At 59.6% G+C, this 19,996-nt stretch carries 18 protein-coding genes; 4 read left to right on the forward strand and 14 right to left on the reverse strand.

Annotated elements, in window-relative coordinates; translation table 11 throughout:
- Positions 1-41 precede the first annotated feature (41 nt).
- Together sucC and MUN80_RS12870 are read right to left on the reverse strand one after the other, a co-directional pair.
- A complete protein-coding gene (sucC, locus tag MUN80_RS12865; protein WP_244724780.1) occupies positions 42-1,244 on the reverse strand; it encodes an ADP-forming succinate--CoA ligase subunit beta in 1,203 nt (400 codons plus the stop codon).
- A 209-nt stretch (positions 1,245-1,453) separates the two neighbouring features.
- On the reverse strand, positions 1,454-2,650 hold the full coding sequence (locus MUN80_RS12870) for a glycoside hydrolase family 113 (RefSeq protein WP_244724781.1): 1,197 nt from the start codon (positions 2,648-2,650) through the stop codon (positions 1,454-1,456).
- A gap of 124 nt (positions 2,651-2,774) precedes the next feature.
- Between MUN80_RS12870 and MUN80_RS12875 the strand changes: the two genes are divergently transcribed.
- The 3 genes from MUN80_RS12875 to MUN80_RS12885 all read left to right on the forward strand — a co-directional run bounded on the left by MUN80_RS12875 (position 2,775) and on the right by MUN80_RS12885 (position 6,821).
- Positions 2,775-3,431, forward strand: coding sequence for an ABC transporter ATP-binding protein (locus MUN80_RS12875; protein WP_226185110.1), 657 nt, complete (start codon positions 2,775-2,777; stop codon positions 3,429-3,431).
- A gap of 345 nt (positions 3,432-3,776) precedes the next feature.
- The gene (locus tag MUN80_RS12880) at positions 3,777-4,577 is read left to right on the forward strand and encodes a hypothetical protein (protein WP_244724782.1); all 801 of its coding nucleotides are present in this window, start codon (positions 3,777-3,779) and stop codon (positions 4,575-4,577) included.
- Between the two features lie 321 nt (positions 4,578-4,898).
- Positions 4,899-6,821: a RecQ family ATP-dependent DNA helicase gene (locus tag MUN80_RS12885; protein ID WP_244724783.1), complete on the forward strand. Its 1,923-nt coding sequence runs from the start codon at positions 4,899-4,901 to the stop codon at positions 6,819-6,821.
- A gap of 93 nt (positions 6,822-6,914) precedes the next feature.
- Here MUN80_RS12885 and MUN80_RS12890 read toward each other — a convergent pair whose 3' ends face one another.
- The 9 genes from MUN80_RS12890 to MUN80_RS12930 all read right to left on the reverse strand — a co-directional run bounded on the left by MUN80_RS12890 (position 6,915) and on the right by MUN80_RS12930 (position 16,258).
- Positions 6,915-7,595 carry a type 1 glutamine amidotransferase domain-containing protein gene (locus MUN80_RS12890; protein ID WP_244724785.1) on the reverse strand — a complete coding sequence of 227 codons (681 nt, stop codon included), beginning with the start codon at positions 7,593-7,595 and terminating at the stop codon, positions 6,915-6,917.
- 56 nt (positions 7,596-7,651) lie between these two features.
- Positions 7,652-7,960, reverse strand: a complete 309-nt coding sequence (locus MUN80_RS12895) for a putative quinol monooxygenase (protein ID WP_244724786.1) — start codon at positions 7,958-7,960, stop codon at positions 7,652-7,654.
- 47 nt (positions 7,961-8,007) lie between these two features.
- Positions 8,008-9,006, reverse strand: coding sequence for an NADP-dependent oxidoreductase (locus MUN80_RS12900; RefSeq protein WP_244724788.1), 999 nt, complete (start codon positions 9,004-9,006; stop codon positions 8,008-8,010).
- A gap of 91 nt (positions 9,007-9,097) precedes the next feature.
- Positions 9,098-9,532 (reverse strand): organic hydroperoxide resistance protein, encoded by a 435-nt coding sequence (locus MUN80_RS12905; RefSeq protein ID WP_244724789.1) that lies wholly within the window; start codon positions 9,530-9,532, stop codon positions 9,098-9,100.
- A 44-nt stretch (positions 9,533-9,576) separates the two neighbouring features.
- A complete protein-coding gene (locus MUN80_RS12910) occupies positions 9,577-10,029 on the reverse strand; it encodes a MarR family winged helix-turn-helix transcriptional regulator (protein ID WP_244724790.1) in 453 nt (150 codons plus the stop codon).
- A gap of 153 nt (positions 10,030-10,182) precedes the next feature.
- Positions 10,183-10,482 carry a rhodanese-like domain-containing protein gene (locus MUN80_RS12915; protein ID WP_244724791.1) on the reverse strand — a complete coding sequence of 100 codons (300 nt, stop codon included), beginning with the start codon at positions 10,480-10,482 and terminating at the stop codon, positions 10,183-10,185.
- Positions 10,483-10,563: 81 nt separating this feature from the next.
- On the reverse strand, positions 10,564-12,462 hold the full coding sequence (locus MUN80_RS12920) for a T9SS type A sorting domain-containing protein (protein WP_244724793.1): 1,899 nt from the start codon (positions 12,460-12,462) through the stop codon (positions 10,564-10,566).
- Between the two features lie 164 nt (positions 12,463-12,626).
- Positions 12,627-13,412: a PASTA domain-containing protein gene (locus MUN80_RS12925; protein WP_244724794.1), complete on the reverse strand. Its 786-nt coding sequence runs from the start codon at positions 13,410-13,412 to the stop codon at positions 12,627-12,629.
- An 86-nt stretch (positions 13,413-13,498) separates the two neighbouring features.
- The gene (locus MUN80_RS12930; RefSeq protein ID WP_244724795.1) at positions 13,499-16,258 is read right to left on the reverse strand and encodes a D-alanine--D-alanine ligase family protein; all 2,760 of its coding nucleotides are present in this window, start codon (positions 16,256-16,258) and stop codon (positions 13,499-13,501) included.
- Between the two features lie 334 nt (positions 16,259-16,592).
- On the opposite strand from MUN80_RS12930, the gene MUN80_RS12935 reads away from it, so the two are divergent.
- A complete protein-coding gene (locus tag MUN80_RS12935) occupies positions 16,593-17,789 on the forward strand; it encodes a phosphoglycerate kinase (protein WP_244724796.1) in 1,197 nt (398 codons plus the stop codon).
- 80 nt (positions 17,790-17,869) lie between these two features.
- Here the strand turns inward: MUN80_RS12935 and MUN80_RS12940 are convergent, their stop codons facing one another.
- The 3 genes from MUN80_RS12940 to MUN80_RS12950 all read right to left on the reverse strand — a co-directional run bounded on the left by MUN80_RS12940 (position 17,870) and on the right by MUN80_RS12950 (position 19,921).
- Positions 17,870-18,385: an anthrone oxygenase family protein gene (locus MUN80_RS12940; protein WP_244724797.1), complete on the reverse strand. Its 516-nt coding sequence runs from the start codon at positions 18,383-18,385 to the stop codon at positions 17,870-17,872.
- A gap of 20 nt (positions 18,386-18,405) precedes the next feature.
- Positions 18,406-19,035, reverse strand: coding sequence for an NAD(P)-dependent oxidoreductase (locus MUN80_RS12945; protein WP_244724798.1), 630 nt, complete (start codon positions 19,033-19,035; stop codon positions 18,406-18,408).
- Between the two features lie 79 nt (positions 19,036-19,114).
- Entirely contained in the window at positions 19,115-19,921 is an 807-nt protein-coding gene (locus MUN80_RS12950) for an AraC family transcriptional regulator (protein WP_244724799.1), read from the reverse strand.
- Positions 19,922-19,996: the final 75 nt, after the last annotated feature.

The following is a 19,996-nucleotide window of genomic DNA, read 5'->3' on the forward strand; positions in this document are numbered from 1 at the left end:
GGGCTCTGTAAATCGTTTCCGGCAGCCGGAAACGACCAGCTTTAGACTCCTTGCGAAGCCAGTACTTCTTTCACTTTCTGAGCAGCATCCTTCAGCAATACGGCCGAGTATACCTTCAGACCGCTTTCGTCAATGATACGGGCGCCTTCCTCGGCATTGGTGCCCTGCAGGCGCACAATGATCGGTACTTTGATGTCGCCGATGTTCTTGTAGGCTTCTACTACACCATTGGCTACCCGGTCGCAACGCACGATACCGCCGAAGATGTTGATCAGGATGGCCTTCACGTTCGGGTCCTTCAGGATGATGCGGAAACCAGCTTCCACTGTCTGAGCGTTGGCTCCACCCCCTACATCGAGGAAGTTGGCGGGCTCACCGCCGCTGAGCTTGATGATGTCCATGGTAGCCATGGCCAGGCCGGCACCGTTTACCATGCAGCCCACGTTACCGTCGAGCTTTACGTAGTTTAGGTTCGAGGCCGAAGCTTCTACTTCCAAAGGATCTTCCTCGTTGGTGTCGCGCAGGGCTACGAAGTCCTTGTGGCGGTAGAGGGCGTTTTCGTCCAGGGTTACCTTGGCGTCAACGGCCAGGATTTTGTTGTCCGACGTCTTCAGTACGGGGTTGATTTCGAACATCGAGGAATCGGTGTCGTCGTAGGCCTTGTAGAGGGCCGTTACGAACTTCACCATTTCCTTGAAGGCTTCGCCCTCGGTGCCGAGGTTGAAGGCAATTTTGCGGGCCTGGAAGCCCTGCAGACCCACGCGGGGGTCAATGATTTCCTTGTGGATCTTCTCGGGGTGGGCCTCAGCCACTTCCTCAATGTCCATACCACCCTCGGTAGTGTAGATGATGACGTTTTTGCCCGACGTACGGTCGAGTAGCACGCTCATGTAGTATTCCTTGGGCTCGGAAGCACCGGGGTAGTACACGTCCTGGGCGACCAGCACTTTATGCACTTTGCGACCTTCAGCACCGGTTTGCTTGGTTACAAGCTGCATGCCGATGATCTGGCCGGCAATGTCTTTTACCTGCTCCAGGTTTTTGGCGAGTTTCACCCCGCCCCCTTTACCGCGGCCACCCGCGTGGATCTGGGCCTTAATCACGTGCCAGCTGGTGCCGGTGTCGGCGGTCAGCTTTTTAGCCGCTTCAACAGCTTCTTCAGCGGTGTCGGCCACAATGCCTTCCTGCACGCGTACGCCGTAGCTTTTGAGGATTTCTTTACCCTGATACTCGTGAATGTTCATAGAGGGTCAGTTCAATGGGGGTTGACGGGGTGGTGTTCTACTAGGCCACGAAAGTAGGCATTATTCGCTGTCATTGCGAGTAAGGCCCCGGAATACGGCTAGCAGATGCTGACAAAACGCCTTTTTAACTGCCGTAGGCCCGATTTGTTAGCCAGACAATCGGTTGTCCTCTGCCTTCTATTGTTCCTAGGTTCAGCCGGAAGCAAGCCTTACTGTCCATACCACTGGGCCATTACCTGCTCGGCGGGTTTGTGCTGGGGCGTAAAGTCGGCGTGGCGCCGGGCCGGGCCATCGGGCTGCAGGCCCGGGTACCATTTCCAGATAAACAGCCCTTTAAACCAGGACTGGGGCCAGAACGTCTCGAACAAAGCCGCGTAGCAGGTGGCCTGGGTTTGCTCGTCGGGGGTGAAAAACACGGCCGTGCGGTCGGGCCAGGTCCAGGGTTCAATGGCGGCATCGGCTGTGTTGCGGTAGCCGGCCTCGGTGAAGACCACGGGCTTTTTGTACTTGCGTTGCACCCGCGCAATGGCCGCTTGGTGCGTTTGCCAGGCCGCCAGCAGCTCCGCCCGGGGCGGACTCGACACCTTGCTCAAGGGAAAATAGGCCTGGACGCCGATGAAGTCCAGGGCATCCCAGAATTTTACCTGCTCAAACTCCCCGCTCCAGTTGGCTGCATACGTCAGCGGGCCGTGATAGACACGGCGCACCTGTTTAATAAGAGCGCGCCATTCTTTCTCGTGGCTTACCGTTTTCTCCAGCTCGGTACCAATGCATAACGCCCCGAAATGGTTTTCTTCAGCCAGTTGGGCGTAGTGTACTATAAAAGTAGAGTAGGCCGCAAACCAGGCCTGCCAGTCGGCTGGATTCTGCATCTGAATGCTGCCGGGCCAGGCCCCGGCGCCACGCACCCAGAGGTGGGGCTTGAGCAGCGTTTGGATACCGTGCTGCCGGGCCAGCTGAGCCGTGTGGACAAGGCCATAATCCGTTTCGCCCCAGTAGCCACGGCCTCGGCGGCGCGAGCCGACCCCAGTGTGTAGCTGCACGGTAGGTTGAGCCGCATCAGCTTGCCAGCCAAAGGGCGTTTGGGCAATCCAAGTGACGTGGGCGCGGATAAGGGGCTGCAAGTCGAGGGCCGTAACCGAGTCGCCGGCTACCCAGCTCACCCCCCGGAAGCGGCCATCAGCCAGCAGCGCGGCCCGGGAGCGGGCCGGAGTAGCCGGAGCGCGGCGCGGAGTGGATGAGTGAGGCCAATGCCACCAAGCTAGAAGGAAAGTGAGAAACAGCGTCAGTAGCCCGGCGGGCCCGGCCCACAGCCAACGGCGGGAAGCAAACGAAGCAACCCTAGAAGGCTGAAACGCGAAGTGAGCAAAAAAGAAATTGGCCCAACGGGCAGCACTACCTCCCATTTTATGCGTAGCAGGCCGAAGGAGCTGGTCGGCAGCCAGGAGCTAATCTGCAATTGAAACCCGACAACTCCCTACATTCCGTAGATTTGTTTTTACATACGCGCCCATTCAATTCTGCTTTCCCTTGCTGCAGGCCATCAACGTTCGGAAGAAATACAACACGCTGGAAGTGCTCCGGGGCATCGATCTGACGATTGAAAAGTCGGAAATCGTGTCGATTGTCGGCTCCTCGGGGGCCGGAAAAAGTACGCTGCTGCACATTCTGGGCACTTTGGATAACCCCGATTCGGGTGAGGTCCTGTTTGATGGCACGTCGGTCAGTTCCCTGGGCCGCTCCAATCTGGCCAAGTTCCGCAACCGCCACATCGGCTTCATTTTCCAGTTCCATAATCTGCTGCCCGAGTTTACGGCCCTCGAGAACGTGTGTCTGCCGGCGTATTTGGCTGGCCGCTCGGAAAAGGAAACCCGGGTGCGGGCCCGCGAATTGCTTGGCATGCTGAACCTGGAGCGCCGCGCCGACCATAAGCCCTCGGAAATGAGCGGCGGCGAGCAGCAGCGCACGGCCGTAGCCCGGGCGTTGATCAATTCGCCCGAAATCATCTTCGCCGATGAGCCCAGCGGCAACCTCGACTCCCAGAATGCTCAAGAGCTGCACCAGATCTTCTTTCTGCTGCGTAAGGAGCTCGGCCAGACCTTCGTTATTGTGACCCACAACGACCAGCTAGCCGAAATGGCTGACCGAAAGATCACCATGAAGGACGGTAACATTTGGGAAGGTTAGCCTTGAGGTTATAGTAACCAGCTCAGAATAAATTCGTTAGAAGCTCTGTTGGACGTCCGGTCCGGCAGAGCTTTTTTGTTGCTAAGCGTCGGTATACTGCTGATGCAATAGGTTGGCTAAAGAAATTAGCAGATACTTCGCAAGTCGGGAACACATAGTATATGGCTTACGTTTGCTATTCTGCTAACGTGGTTAGAAATAAGGTATTTAAAAATACTTTATAACTTACTGATAATCAGAAAGAAAAATTGCTAAAATTTTGCTGGTTTTTTGCACCAAAAAGCCCGTACTTTAGTTTAGTAATAGAACAACAGAACGTACTACAGGACACTTATGGAAACCGCCATGAACGAAGCCACGAAAGCCCCCAAAAACCAGGTCAACAAGACCAAAGTCGAGAGCTACGACATTGCCCGCTCCGACGAGACGTTGCACTTGGCCACGGACCTGGCCAAGTTCATTAAAGAGAATAAACTCAGCACCACGGTGCAGGGCAAGGAGTTCGTGAACGTGGAAGGCTGGCAGTACGCCGGTTCGCGCCTGGGCATTGTGCCCATCGTAGACCACGTCATCAACGTGAGCACCGAAACCGAGTTGAAGTATCAGGCCAAGGTGACGCTGTTCGATCTGCGCAGCGGCCACACAGTAGGCGCGGGCTTCGCTATCTGCTCGAATAAGGAGCAGGGCAAGAAGTTCTACCAGGAGTTTGCCATCATGAGCATGGCCCAGACCCGGGCTATTGGTAAAGCTTACCGCAACATCCTGGCCTGGATTATCCGGGCGGCGGGTTACGAGCCCACCCCGGCTGAGGAAATGGATTACGGCGGAAACACGACCGATGCGAAGGTGGTTGCTGCTGCTCCGGCTCCTCAGGAAGCTCCCGCTGCTCAGGTAGCGGCGGCTATGAAAGCCGTGCCCGCTGAACCTGCAGTAGCTGAAGCTGCCGCTCCCGCAGTAGCCTATGCTACGGCCGCTCAGAAAGAGGAAATCATCCGTTTGCTCAACCATCCGGTGATTACCCGTCAGGAAAAGACCAAGATGCTCTTGAACATCAACCGTCTGGACGAAGAGCGCGCTAACTCGGCTATTGCCAAGCTCAAGAAGGCCATCGACGACCGTGAAAACGGCGAGTCGGCAGCCGCCTAAGGATTTATCTATCCTTATTTTATATCGAAAGCCCGGTTCCGGATGGAGCCGGGCTTTTTTGTGTTTGGTAGTTTCTGCAATCTGTTCTGTTATCCTGTGCAGAACGACGGACCTTTCTTTATGCTAGGACAAAGGTTCTGCAATGTGAGGAACCCCTGGCTAGCGGATGGGAAAGGGCTTTGGCACGTCGGTACTATCTTTTAATCAGGTAGGTGAAGAAGGTCCTTCGCAGGCTCAGGATACAGAGGAGAAAAAGGAGCTTCCGTTTCCAGGCGGGCAACGCTACCTTCGCCTTTCTATTTTAGCCCGGATTCTTACGCCTTGTCACAGCTACCTACCGACGATATTTTACTAGTGTTGCGCCAGACCTGGGGCCACTCGGCGTTTCGGCCGATGCAGGAGGATATTATCCGCTCGGTGCTGGCCGGGCAGGATACGCTGGCTTTGCTTCCCACGGGCGGAGGAAAAAGTATCTGTTTTCAGGTGCCGGCTCTAGCCCGACCGGGGTTGTGCCTGGTCGTCTCGCCGCTGATTGCGCTGATGAAGGATCAGGTGGAAAACCTGCGCAAGCGCGGCATCAAGGCCGAGGCGGTATATGCCGGCATGAGCCACACCGAAATAGACCAGACGCTGGACAACTGCGTGTATGGGCCGGTGAAGTTCCTGTACGTGTCGCCCGAGCGGCTCTTGACGGAAATGTTTCAGGCCCGGGTCAAGAAAATGCGGGTGAGCCTGCTGGCCGTCGATGAGGCGCATTGCCTCTCACAGTGGGGCTACGACTTCCGGCCGCCGTATCTGCGCATTGCCGAGCTGCGGGAGTTGCTGCCGGGCGTGCCCTGCATTGCCCTCACGGCCACGGCCACTGAGCAGGTGCGCCAGGATATTGTCGAAAAGCTCCATTTCGGCCCCAGTCACCGGGTTTTTCAGCAAAGCTTTGCCCGGCCCAACCTCTCGTATTCAGTGCTGAACACCGAAGACAAGCTGCGGCGGCTGGAAGAAGTGGTGCGCGGGGTAGGGGCCGACAAAACCAGCATCGTATATGCCCGCACTCGGCGCCAAACCGAAGATACGTCTGCTTTTCTGCAACAGGCCGGCGTGAAGGCGGCCCCCTACCACGCTGGCCTGCCCTCGGAGCAGCGTACCCGCACCCAGCAGGACTGGATGCAGAACCGGATCCGCTGCATCGTGGCCACAAATGCCTTTGGCATGGGCATCGACAAGCCCGACGTGCGCCTGGTTGTTCACCTCGATGCGCCCGACAACTTAGAAGCTTACTATCAGGAAGCCGGCCGGGCCGGGCGGGATGAGAAATATGCCTTTGCCGTGCTGCTGCAGGCCCCTAACGATGCCGACGAGCTGCGTCGCCGCACCCAGCAGGCCTTTCCACCCCTCGACACGGTGCGGCGGGTATATCAGGCCTTGGCCAACTTTTCACGCACAGCCGTGGGCGGTGGCGAATTGGTGGCCTTCGATTTCGACTTGCAGCAGTTCGCCGAAACCTACCGCATCAAGGCCCTGGATGCGCACAACAGCCTGCGAACCCTGGAGCGGGAAGGCTTTGTGCAGGTAAACGAGGCCGTGAACAACCCGGCCCGGGTCCACATTCCCATCGACCATACTGATTTGTACCGGTTTCAGGTAGCCAATGCCCAGCACGACCAGCTCATCAAAAGCCTGCTGCGCTTCAACGGCGGAGAACTGTTCACCGGATTCCAGCGGATTTCGGAAAACAGCTTGGCCCAGCACCTGAAGAAAAGTGTGCTGGACGTACGCAAAATGCTGGTGTTTCTGCACCGCTCGGGTATTATCCAGTACCAGCCCAAGCACGAGTCGCCCCAGGCGCTGTTTACGACCGGGCGCTACGACGCCGACAAGCTGCCCCTGGACCAGAAGCGCCTCAACCAAGCCCGGGAGCTGGCCGTGCACAAAACCGAGTCGGTGATACGCTACGCCGATGGGGGTCGCTGCCGCCAACAGCTGCTGCTGGAATATTTCGGGGAGCTGGATGCCGCGCCGTGCAAAGTGTGCGACTATTGCTTGGCCCAGAAGAAGGCCCGGCAGGCCGCGGCGCCGGCAGCCGGGCTGCGCGAGCAGCTTGTGCAACTGCTCAAAGCCACCCCCCAGACGCCCCGGGAAGTGCTGGCTCATTTCGCACCGGGCCAAGCCACCGAAGTTACCGAGCAACTGCGGGAGCTAGTGGAGCTAGGCCAGTTGCGCTACGCTCCGGATGGGCGGTTGGGGTAAAACGGACAAGCTTACTCTTGCAATTGAAAAGCCGCCCTGGCTGCCCTGGTTTAGGTGCAGCCGGGGCGGCTTTTTACGGCGAAACAAGCCGGGTTACTTCTTTAGTAGCTTGAGTAGCTCTTCGGCGGCAGGTTCGGAGGAGGCCGGGTTCTGACCCGTAATCAAGTGGCCGGCCGTAACGACGTAGGGCTGCCAGTCGGCGCCTTTGGAGTAGTTGCCGCCGGCTTGTACCAGCATGTCTTCGACCAGGAAGGGTACGACATCGGTAAGCTGCACGGCGGCTTCTTCGGTGTTGGTAAAGCCCGCTACTTGTTTGCCTTTCACCAGCGGCTCACCATTGGCGGCTTTGACGTGGCGCAACACGCCAGGCGCGTGGCACACAGCTGCTACAGGTTTACCAGCATTATAAAAAGCTTCAATGAGCTCGATGGACTTCTGGTCTTCGGCCAAATCCCACAGCGGGCCGTGGCCACCGGGGTAAAACACGGCGTCGAAGTCGGTTGCCGAAACGGAGTCGAGCTTAACGGTAGTAGCCAAGGCTTTTTGAGCTTCCGGGTCACCTTTGAAGCGTTTCGTGGCGTCGGTCTGGGCGCTGGGGTCGTCGCTCTTGGGGTCGAGGGGCGGCTGACCACCGGCGGGCGAGGCCAGCGTCAGGGTGGCACCGGCGTCTAAGAAAACGTAGTAGGGGGCGGCAAATTCTTCCAGCCAGAAGCCGGTTTTGTGGCCCGTATTTCCCAGTTGGTCATGGGAAGTCAATACCATCAGAATGTTCATGGTAAGTTGGTTGCAGAGTGGATAATGAAAAAAAGCGGCGCTGCTCTAAATTGAGACTAGAGCAGCAGTCGGTAAAAAGTGGTTTTGCGCTCGGCCAGCAAGGGTACGATCTGGCCCAGTACGATGCGCTTGAAGTCGGCCGTTTCGCGGTGTGCCAGCTGAGCGGCTTGGTCGACGTACTGCTCATAAACGAAGAACCGCCCCGGCTCCTCCACCGACTGGTGAGCCGTGTAAACCAGGTTGCCGGGCTCATTGTCGCGCACGGCCTGGGCGGCTTCGCGCAGCAGGCGGCCCACCGTTTCTTCGTGGCCGGGCTGCACCAGCCACTCGGCCGCTACGCAGTAGATATCTGCTGGAGTACTCATGGAAGTAAAGGGTTAAGGGTTGACGCTGATACCTGTTTTGGGCGGGTTTAGCTTACTTTCACCAAGGCTTTGCCGGTATTCTCGCCTTTAAACAAGCCCAGGAAAGCGGCCGGAATTTGGTCGAAACCTTCGGTAATGGTTTCCTCGGTCCGCAGCTTGCCCTGGCTGTACCACTCGGTAAGCTTCTGTACGCCTTCGGGCCAGCGGCTGTAATAGTCGCCTACGATAAAGCCCTGCAGCCGGGCGCTGGTTTTGAGCAGCTTGCTTTCCGGCCGTGGCCCTACGGGCGTTTCGGTATCGTTGTAGCTGGCAATCTGGCCGCAGAGGGCAATGCGGGCATGTTTGTTGAGCAAGTCGTAGACGGCGTCGGTAATAGCGCCGCCCACGTTGTCGAAGTAGCAGTCCACGCCCTTCGGGGCAGCTGCAGCCAAGGCCTGGGCAATGTCGGGCGTGGTTTTGTAATTGATGGCCTCGTCGAAGCCCAGTTGCTTGAGGTAGGCCACCTTCTCATCGGAGCCAGCCGTGCCGATAACCCGCGCGCCCTGAATTTTGGCGAGCTGGCCCACTATCATGCCTACGGCGCCGGCCGCGCCCGATACCACCACGGTTTCGCCGGGCTTGGGCTGGCAGATGTCGAGTAAACCGAAGTATGCCGTCAGCCCGGGCATCCCCAGCAAGCCCAGGAAATAGCTCACCGGTGCCTTATCGGTGGGAATGCGGTTCAGGCCTTTGCCATCGGAGAGAATAAACTCCTGCCAGGGCAAATTACCGACTACCACGCTGCCCACCGGCAACGCTTCATTCTGACTTTCAATGACCTCGGCTACGACCCCGCCGGCAATCGGCTCACCCACCTGAAAAGGCGCAATGTAGGATTTGCCCTCGTTCATGCGGCCCCGCATGTAGGGGTCGACGGATACGTAGCGGGTCTGGAGCAGCACCTGACCGGCAGTAGGGGCCGGAAGGTCGAGGGTTTCGAACTGGAATTGCTCGTTGGTCGGAAGGCCTTGGGGGCGGCTGGCGAGCAGGATGGTTTTGGTTTTCATAGGGGAAGGGAGGCAGAAAGGATAGAAACAAAAAACTGCCATTCCGGACGGTTATCCGGCCCGAAATGACAGTTCGTACGGTTACGACAAACTAGGCGTTGGTCGTCGTGTTGAGCGTTACCTCGATGTTGCCTTTGGTAGCGCGCGAGTAGGGGCAAATGCCGTGAGCGGCTTCAACGAGCTGCTCAGCCTGGGCCTGCTCTACGCCGGGAATGTTCACGTGCAGGTCGGCCGAAATGCCGTAACCGCCGTCTTCGGCCTTGCCAAAACCAATGAAAGCTTCCACGGTCACGCCTTCCAGCTTCACTTTGGCCTGGCGGGCAGCCACGCCCAGCGCGCCTTCGAAGCAGGCTGCGTAGCCAGCAGCAAACAGCTGCTCGGGGTTGGTAGCACCCGCTTTGCCAGGGCCACCCATTTCCTTAGGCGTGCTCAGGTCGATGTCCAGCACGTTGTTGTCGGTGGTTACGTGACCGTCGCGGCCCCCTTTGGCTTTGGCTTGAGCAGTGAAGATTTTTTCGATTTTCATCGGTGTAAAGAAAAGAGTGAGTTGGGTAGAAAAAGCCGGCGGTTTTAGGAAAGCCGGGTTAAAAGCGTGTTGAGTTGGGCCCGCAAGGCTTCAAATTCGGGTGGGGTCATGCCCATGTGCTGAAACAGCTGCTCGGGAATGCGGCAGGCTGGCTCGCGCAGCGCCCGGCCGGCCGGCAGCAATGCAATCAGCACCGAGCGTTCGTCGCGCGGGTCGCGGCGGCGGCTAAGCCACTGTTTCTGCTCCATGCGCTTAAGCAGGGGCGTGAGCGTGCCTGAGTCGAGGAGGAGCTTCTCGCCGAGCTCCTTCACCGTTCGTTCGTCGTGCTCCCACAGCAGCAGAAACACCAGGTACTGCGGGTACGTCAGGTCGAGGGCCTGCAAGTAGGGCTGGTAAGCCTTGGTCAGCATCCGCGACACGGCGTAGAGCGGAAAGCACAGCTGGTTGTCAAGCTGTAGCAGGGCATCGGCGGAGGAGGAAGTGCTGGCGTCGCTCATTGGGTTGTGCAAGTATAACGGGTTAAGTTGTGCAATGTTTAATTGTGTGCAATTAAATTTAGTTCATTCATCTAACCACTTCACCCTGAGTAATAAAAAAAATGCCGGCCCCACGAGAGCGGAGCCGGCATTGGCAAAGGAGTGTGGCTACAACTACTGGGCCTTGTAGGCGCTGTAGCCGCCGAGCAGGTTACGCACGTTGCTAAAACCATGCTGGGTGAGCAGGGCCTTGGCCGAAGCCGAGCGGCCGCCACCCTTGCAGTGCACAATGATTTCGGCGTCTTTGTGGTCTTCCAGGTCGGCAATTTTATCGGGTAGAGTGCCAAGCGGAATGTTCTGGCTGCCTTCGATGTGGCCTTCCTCATTTTCCCAGGTTTCGCGCACGTCCAGGATAATGGGAGTTTCGCCGGCGGCCTGCCGCTGCTTCAGCTCTTCGGGGGTGATGTCGTTCATAAAAAGAAAAGTGGATAAGGAACAAAAGGCAACTAGCGGCAACAATAGCCAATTCAGCTGAAGAATTGGTGAATTGTGCCCTTAGCGGGCCAGCACCAGGCGTTTATTCACCAGCAGGCCGCTAGGTAGCGTAAGCTGCACTACGTAAATACCGCCGGCCAGGTGCTCCAGATTTAACTCTTCCTGTCCCAGCTGGCCCACGGGCTGGGTCCAGACGGTGCGGCCCATGGCGTCGAGCACGGCGGCCTGCTTGTAAGTGCCCTGCACCCGCACCAGGCCAGTGCTGGGGTTAGGATAAAGCGAGTACGTGGCAGCCGTTTGGGCATCCGCAGTGGCGGTTACGGCCACGTTGTTGGTCATTACCGGACGCATCATCACGGCCCCGGCCGGGGCCCCGCCTACGGTGGAAAAGTCGAAAGCGGCGTTTTCCCACACGCCAAACGTGCTTTTCAGGAAGTACCCATCCGGCGGGGCGTTGTTCAAATCCAGGCCGAAGGGCACCACCGAGTTGCCGTACTGCCCGTGGCCGTAGCCCACGTAGAACGTGCCGGAAACTGACACTGGCGTAGCAAAGTTGACTTCGATAAACTTCTGGCCAGCCGGCAGCACGGCCGGAATAGTAAAGCTCTGCGTGGCTTTGGGCTGGGCGGCGGGCTTGCCATTCAGGTCGTCCCACACATTGACGGTGATAGTGCGGCCGGCGGCGGCGGGCAGAATCGGGTAGAGGCGCAGGCTGCGGACCTGGTCGGGCTTGTTCAGGTCGTAGCGGTGGGCCCGGTAACGGATGCCGGTGGTCGAAAACCGCTCGATGCTGAGCGTGGCCTCCGGCGTGCCATCGTCGTAGGCGTAGTAATTGCGCAGCTCAGTGAGGCGCGAAATCGTGTCGTTGCGCACGGTCAGCGTGTTGGCCGCCTCCCCGGTGAGCAGGTAAATGGAGTGGCGCAGCACCTTTTCCTCCGGCGTCAGCGGAATAGCAAGAGGCCGGGCATCTACAACTACCGGCGTCTGGCGGCTGCCAGGGTCCAGGGACTTGCCCGTTTTGGTGGTGGTAGCTACCGGGCCGCCGGGCAATACCTGCAGCGTGCCGAGCCAGTCGACGGGCGTACTGGCCGGCCCGGGCCCGAGGTTGTTGACGGTCGTGCTGATAACGTCGTTCAGCTCGTTGGCGGGGGCGGGGCTGGCGTTGTATTGCCACACCGGCATGGCGGTGTAGCGCTTGAGCAGGCTGCCTAAGGGCTTACTGGTGGCAATGTCGCGGTTGGTAGAGTCGGTGGCGGAGCGGTTACGGTCTAGCCGCACGTAGTCGATGCTCCAGGCGTCGTCATTGTCCACGTTCGACTGGTTGCCGGAGGTGTGAAACCGGAAGCGGAAGTTGGCGTGCAGAAAGCGCGGGTCGGTAACGGGAAACAGCAGCTGGCGAAAGCCCGTGCGCTGGCCCTGGCTGCGCTGGGTCCAGATGAGCCGCCAATCATTGGGGCCACCGTTGCCGAGAAATTCCAGCTGGATAAACACCGGCCGCGAGCTACTGGCCGTAGTGGGCGCCGACACAATGTTGCCCGCCTGCCAGAAAAAGCTCAGGTAGGCGTTGCTGGCTGCCGTCAGTCCGCTCAGGTCGATTGGCAGGGACGTCAGCGTGTCAGTGTCGCTAAAGAAGCTGCCCCGGGGCAAGCCTTTGGCGTTGAGCCCATCAAACGTAGCGGCTCCGCGGGAAGGGGGAGCTAGGATGAAGCGGTTGTTAATTAGCACGCCCCCGCCCGCTTCCCAGCGCTGCGGGCTGGGCGCGCCTTCGGGCTGTGTGGAAAAGTCGTCGAAGAAAGGCAGACTGAGCGCGGCGGGCCGGGCAGTAGCAGCGGCCTTGGTCGGGGCGGCAGCCCGGCTAGGGTCGCTGGGCAGCGCGCCAGGCACCTGGGCCTGGGCCGCGAGGGGCAGCAGGACGGCGCCGAATAGCAGGGACGATAAAAGACGTAAGGAACGGGTCATACGGGCAAGTTACAGAAGCCAAACGAGGGCAGCCGCCCGAATATTTCAAGCGGCTGGAGCCCAGCTCTCTCAGTGGACCGGGCGGCCTTCTGAGCCTACAAGCAAAAGCCCTTTCCGGTTGTTCCGGAAAGGGCTTTTCTACTGGTTTTATTTGTAGCCGGCGCTTACTGCACCGTTTTGAGCGGAGCGTCACCGGCAATCCATAGGTCCACGAGCTGGCCCATGCGGATGGTCGCGCCGGGCGAAGGCACGGGGCGTTGCTTTACCACGGTGCCTTCGGTCTGGCCTTCCTCAACGGGCTGATAGAAAATTTCCCCCACCTGCAGGCCTTGGCCTACGAGCAAGGTAGCGGCCTCATCCTGGGGCATATTCACCACGTTCGGTACCGGAAATTCCTGGTTGCCCTGTCCGTCGCCGACTACCAGATCCACGCTGGTGCCTTTGGCAATAGGGTCGCCGGGGGCAATTTCCTTCCCGTTTACCATCTGCTTGAGTACCGCATTCTGGGCCAGGTCCGGCACCTTGATGATTTTGCCCACCATCAGGCCGTAGCTGCTCAAAATCATCTGGGCGTTCTTCTGGGAGCCGTCCACCAGCTTGGGCATCTTAATCACCGGTGGGTTTTTCATGCTCACCGAGATGTAGATTTTACGGTCCTCTTTTACCCGCTCGCCGGGGGCCGGGTCCTGGGTCAGCACGGTGAAAGGCGCGATGGTCGGGTTGTAGCTGCTGTCGTCGACGAAGTAACGCAGGTTCCGCTCGTCGAGGTAGTCTTCCAGGGCTTCCTGCTTCATGCCCGTAATCTTGGGCACCACGATGGTTTCGCCGTGGTTGGTGGTAATGGGCAGATACACGAAAAAGAAGCCGAACAACAGCAACGCCCCCGCAGCCCCAATCACCAACAGGTGCTTGACGACATCAATGGGCGTATCCGATTTTAGAAATGACATTGGGGTAGGTAAGAACTTAGAGGGTAGAACTCAGAGCTTAGACTGCGAAAGTCGGCTCAACGGCAGGAATGAGGTATGCAATATATCTAAGCTCTGAGTTCTACGTTCTCAGCTCTCTTTTTCCCAAATTCCAGAATCCGGTCGATGAAGTCGTAGGGCGTATAGCCGTTCAGGGCCGTTTGGTGGAAGATGCAGGTGGCGGGCGTCATGCCGGGCAGGGAGTTTACCTCAATGATGATAACCTCCACGGCCCCCGTCTCGCGCACCCGCACGAAGGCGTCGATGCGGGCGTAACCCTGAATGTTGAGCACCTCGGCCACGCGCTTGAGTTCGGCCTTCACTTCCTCCGAAATGCGCTGCCGCTCCTGCACCTCGGGGGCATAGCGGGCCGGAGTAATGTTCTGGCCTTCGCCGGCCAGGAATTTCTCCTCCAAACTCAACACTTCGCCGGTAGCCAGGGCCTCGGAGGCTTCAAATACCTCGATTTCCAGCTGTCCGTTTTCTTTCCAGTGGGTGAGCAGGCCGCCGGTTACTTCCAGAAAATGCTTGGCCCCGTCGCGGCTAATGAGGGTTTCGACCAGAAAGGCATCCTTCTGCGGGAATTCTTCCTTGAAACCCAGGTTCAAGACCGTGGCGGGGGCGGGCATGAGGTCTTCCTGGTCGCGGAAGATGAGCTGGCAGAAGGCTTCGAGCTCCGCGCGGTTCTTGATTTTCTTCACGGCCGAGGAGCAGCCGTCGTCGGCGGGCTTGGCAATGAAGGGGTAAGCAAACTGCGTTTCCAGGCTGCGGTAGAAGCTTTCGGCGTCGGCTTCCCACTCCAGGCGGGCGGCCATGCGGTGTTCGGCTACGCGCAAACCGGCCTCGCGCAGGCGGCGGTTCGTCTCAAACTTGTTGATGGTGATGCTGCTGCTTTCCACCCCCGAGCCGTTGTAGGGCAGCCCGAACTGCTCCAGCTGCTTCTGCAAAGCGCCATCCTCGCCGGGGCGGCCGTGCAGGGCAATGAACACCTCATCGGCCTCCTGGGCCAGCTCCTCGAAGGAAAGGCGGCGGGGTTGGGCCGTAGCCTGGCCGGCGTAGGTGCTGGTAATGGCGCTGGCCTCCTGCCGAATCCGCTCCAGCACGGGGTGCAGGCTGTGGCCGGCCTCGGCGTACTCGATTTTCTCCCGGATGTCGTCGGCGTTGTCCTTGAGCATCACATTGATGGGCAGTACGTAGAGGCGGAATTCCTGGCTGTTGCCGGTCAGGAATACGGGCACCGGCTCGTACTTGACGCTGGAGCTGAGCTTCTCGTAGATGTTGCGGCCACTTTCCACCGAAATGTGGCGCTCTGAGGAGTACCCGCCCATGATAACGGCCACCTTGGTGCGCTGCTTTTCCTCGTGCTGGCGCGACGCGACGGCCTCATCCAACTGCTTAAGCAGACTGCCCAGGTGCACCGGCTTCATGCCGGCCCGGCGCCGGGCGGCTAGCGAAGTGCGAATCAAATAGGTGAGGAACTGCGAGGGGTTCAGGCCGATTTCGGCGGCCTGGTGGAAAAAGAATGACGCCGGCAGCATGCCCGAAGTCGTGTTCGGGTCGTTGAGGAAGAGCTGGTTGTCCTTGCCCAGGAACCCGTCGATACGGGCGTAAACCTGGAAGCCGAAAGTGCGGAACATTTCCTCGCAAGCCTCCCGGATGCGCTGAATTTCGGCTTCGGGCAAGTCAATCGGGGTGATTTTGCGCGACAGGCCCGGCAGGTACTTCGAGCGGTAGTCGAACATTTCCTCGCCCTTCACAATCTCGGTCGGGGGCAGCGCCAGCGGGTTGCCGTTGGGGTCTTCCACTACGATGCAGCTAAACTCGCGCCCCGCCACGAACGACTCTACCAAGACCTGCGCCTCGCCGTCCACATTGGTCAGCAGCACCGATTCGGCCGTTTGCAGTTGCTCGTTGAGCGTGTTGAGCAGCGTTTCGGGGTGGTAGATAGTTGTTAGTTGTTGGTTGTCTGTTGTTCGGTCGTGCTGATTGTCGTTTTCACTACCAACGGACAACTGATAACTAACAACTACGGGCAGACCGATACCGTCGCGGATGTCGACCAAGTGCTGAACCCAGGCAATCTTATCCTGCTCGCCCAGGCGGTTCCACTCCTCGCGGGTCACGGTTTTGCGGAACAGGCTGCGCTCCACGGCGCGGGCAAACTGCTCGGCGTTGGCTTCCCGCAGAATAGAAATACCGATGCTGGAGCCCTGGCGGGGCGCTTTGAACACCAGCGGCAAGCCCAGCTCGCGCACCAGGTAGTCGAGGATGGCGCCTTGGTTAGCTGCGGTGTCCCATTCCTCGCTCGTCAGCACGCGGTAGTCGGGCGTGGGGCGGTTCAGGGCCTTGAGCAGCTTTTTCTGAGCAATCTTATCGATGCCGAAGGCTGAGGGCAGCACGCCCGAGCCGGAGTAGGGGATGCCGTACCATTCGAGCAAACCCTGAATGGCGCCATCCTCGCCGCCGGGGCCGTGCAAGGCCAGGAAGGCGAAGTCCATCAATTCGCGCAGCTCGTGGGGCAGCACCCGCCGGCCTACTTCGCTGATAATCTTATCCTGCTCCTCGGTGCTTAGCTCGCCCAGGCTTTCCAAATACACCTGGAGCTTATGCTGGGAGTCGGGCAGGGCCGATACGGGCGGGTAAAAGTCGCGAATGGTACCCTTGTAGATGTAGTGCCAGTCGAGCAGAATGAAGTTGCCGCGGCTGTCCACAAAGATGGGAACGGCCTGGAACAAAGCCTTGTCCAGGTTATCATATACCGTGCGGCCGCCCGCAAATGAAATTTCCCGCTCACGCGACGGGCCGCCGAAGAAGATGCCTATTTTCATACGTAGGGCAAAGGTACGAGTGATTGGGGATTGGCGACGCGCCGGGAGCACGCCGTGCCGACTAGTAGCGCGAACTTCGTAGCGCAGGCCTTTGTGGCGTGCTACAACCATTCGTCGTGCTGGGGCGCAGACTGCAAAGTTCGCGCTATTCTTCGCCCCTGGTTTTTAAAGGCGTGTTCGAAGCCGTTTTGACAGGCCGAAACGGCTTCGGGCAGCTACCCAAACCAGTTTCGGCAGGTTAAAACTGGTTTGGCAAACCGGCGTACGTGCTACCAATTGCCGTCCCTGCTTACATTCGCTCCGTAGTAAGACCTCTTCCAACCTATTCTTTTCCATGAAAACTCTGGATCAGTACAACTTTGCCGGCAAGCGGGCCGTGGTGCGCGTCGATTTCAACGTGCCCCTCGATGCCGACCTGCGCATCACCGACGACACCCGCATCCGGATGGCCACCCCGACCATCAAGAAAATCCTGGCCGACGGCGGCTCCGTAGTGCTGCTCTCGCACATGGGCCGGCCCAAGGGCGGGCCCGATACCAAGAACTCCCTGCGCAACCTCGTGGCCCGCTTGGAGCAGGAGTACGGCACTACCGTGCGCTTCGGCGGCGACGTAATCGGGCAGGAAGGGGCCCAGTTGGCGGCTAATTTGCAGCCTGGGGAAATCCTGCTGCTGGATAACGTGCGCTTCTACGCCGAAGAAGAGAAAGGCGACGCCGGCTTTGCCGAAAAGCTCAGCAAACTGGGCGAGGTGTACGTGAACGACGCCTTTGGCGCAGCCCACCGCAAACACGCCTCTACGGCCGTTATGGCCCAGTACTTCACCCCCGAAAACCGGGTAGCTGGCTACCTCATGCAGAGTGAGCTGGACAATGCCCAGCGCGTGCTCACTAGCCCCGAGCACCCTTTCACGGCCATCATGGGCGGGGCCAAGATTTCCGACAAAATCCTCATTATCGAGCAGCTGCTCGACAAAGTGGATTACCTCATCATCGGCGGCGGCATGGCCTACACCTTCGCCGTGGCCCAGGGCGGCAGCATCGGCAACTCCCTGCTCGAAGCCGACAAAGTAGAGCTGGCCGCCAGCCTCATCGAGAAAGCCAAGCAGAAAGGCGTGCAGCTCGTGCTGCCCGTGGATAGCATGATTACCGACCGGTTTGCCAACGACTCCGACATCGAAGTGGCCGGCAACGGGAGCATTCCCACCGGCTGGATGGGCCTCGACATCGGCCCCGAGTCACGCGAAGCCTTTGCCGCCATCATTCGTCAGTCCAAAACCATCCTCTGGAACGGTCCGATGGGTGTATTCGAGATGTCGAACTTCGCCGTGGGCACCGAGTTCGTGGCCCGCGCCATTGCCGAAGCCACAGCCAATGGAGCCTTTAGCCTCATCGGCGGCGGCGACTCGGCGGCGGCCGTCAACCAGCTCGGCTTCGCCGACCAGGTATCCTACATTTCGACCGGTGGCGGCGCGCTGCTGGAGTACATGGAAGGCAAAGAACTGCCCGGTGTAGCCGCCCTGGAAGGCCGTTAGAATTTCTTCCTGTCCTGACCAAAAAGGCCCGCCGTAGCACTACGGTGGGCCTTTTTCTTTTTGGAAGAAGCAGCGTCTGCTTACGCCCCGGCAGTTTGCCGGGCGCGGTCTTGCGACAAGCTAGCCCCCACTACCAGCCCCAGGGCCAGCACGCTAGCTACCGTCCGAATGGTGTGCCAGCGGTTCCAGGGAGCTGCAAAGTCGTGCCGGGCCTGGGACATTTGGGCAACCGACGCCTGGGCCAGCGACAGGGCGGCCAGCCGCTCATTCAGGGGAATGTTGCCGGCCACCGTTACGCCCAGGCTGCCCACCAGATAGACCACCGTAGCCGCGCCCACTAGCCCAAACCGGCGGGAGTAGGGCCGGCCGGCGTGCAGCCCCGTAGCCAGCGGCAGCAGCAGCGGGGCCCCGAAGAAGCTGGCCGCAAACCACGGGTTCTGAATAACCTCGTTGATGGCCTGCATGGCGGCCAGGTAGCCCGGGTCGGGCAGCCGGGCCAGGGCCGGATTTACCGCTACCGAGAAGCCGTAAAATACGCCCGTCACCAGGGCCGTGGAGGCGGTGGCCAGGCCTAGAACAACAGTTTTGCCTTGCATAGTAACGTGAGCCTGAGCATTTAGTAAGATAAGCTGGCCGCCTGGCGCAGGTAACGGGTGTCGTGGAGCTGGCCGAGCATAAAGTCGGCCACATCGGCCCGCGAAATCTTGATCTTGAGGCCCGAAGTGGTGGGCGAGAAACCGTGCCGGTATGCACCCGTGCGGCTGCCATTGGTCAGCGTGGCCGGGCGGGCAATGGTCCAGGCCACAGCGCTTTGGCGGATATAGGTTTCCTGCACTTCCGAATCGGCGAAGGCGCGGCGCAGAAACAAGGGCACGATAAAGTACTTGTAGGAAAACGGCAGGGCCGCCCGACTCTCGCCCATGCCCAGGGTAGTCAGGCAAATAAAGCGCTGCACCCCGGTAGCTTCCATCGCCTGCAGAATGTGGCGGGTCCCGACCGAGCGCACGGCCGCTTGGTGGGTGGCCGGCGCGCCCAGCGCCGACAGCACCGCCTCGTGCCCCGGCAGGGCAGCCAGTACAGCCGCATAGTCGAGCACGTCGCCTTGCAGGGTGCGCAGGCGGGGGTGACTGAGGGCTAGCTTGGCTGGGGTGCGCACAAAGGCCGTTACGGAGTGACCCGCTTCGAGGGCCTGGAGGACCAGCTGCCGGCCCGTGCCGCCGGTGGCGCCGAAAATAAGGAGTTTCATAGTGCTTGGGGTTTCATTAATACTACCCAAAGCACCGGTTTTGGCTCCCGGGGAAATAGAACAAAACCGCCAATCTTACTTAGAGCAGCTCGGTCAGGTTTTCCAGCACCTCGCGCGTGCGTTTGCCATACTGGTGCGGCGACACCCCGGCAAATTCCCGGAAGGCGCGAATATGGTGCGACTGGTCGGCGTAGTCATTGGCGGAGGCCAAATCGGAAAGCTTCTCGTATTGAGCCGCCCGCAATTGGCCCAGGGAAGTCTGAAACCGGCAAATCCGCGCAAACAGCTTGGGCGACACTCCCACGTACTCCTGGAACTTGCGCTGGAAGCTGCGCTCCGAAAACGGCAGCTCGGCCAGCAGCGTGGGTAAGGATACGCGGCCCTGGCTCCGCAGAATCTGGGTGAGGGCGTGCTGCACGCCTGGTTCGGGCCGTACCTGAGTGGCGCGGCGAGCGGCCAGCAGTAACGTTGTCAGCAGGTCGAGCTGGGCGGGTAGGCTTTCGGTGTGCAGCAATTGTCGGGCAAAGCAGCGGCCGGGGCCGGGCAGCAGGCTGGCGTCCAGGCAGGTGTCGGTCAGCTCGTCGGCCCGCAGGTTGAACACCAACCGTTCCGCCCCCGGCTGCAGGCAGGCACCTACCAACTGGAAGGGGCCCTCGGCAACCATGGTCGTGGCCTGAGTGGCTTGCCCGTATAGCAGCAGTTCGGGCCAGGGCTTGGCGGTCTGGTCCAGAATGGCCCCGCCGCCGGGGTGCTGCAAGATCAGGCCGGGGCAGCCATCGGCAATGGTGCGGAAGGTCTTCGGCCCGGACTCAGGTTGCTGCAGCGTCCAGAAGTAGCGGACAACACCTTGCAGGGATTCGGGCGGAGCAAATTGCTGAAAGTCCATACGCAGTAGGCTTGATTCTAACCAGGCAACGGCGCCACCCAGCCTTGCCCAGCCCGGCTGGGCGAGCGGCAAATG

The sequence above is a fragment of the Hymenobacter cellulosivorans genome, from assembly GCF_022919135.1.
Classification (GTDB): domain Bacteria; phylum Bacteroidota; class Bacteroidia; order Cytophagales; family Hymenobacteraceae; genus Hymenobacter; species Hymenobacter cellulosivorans.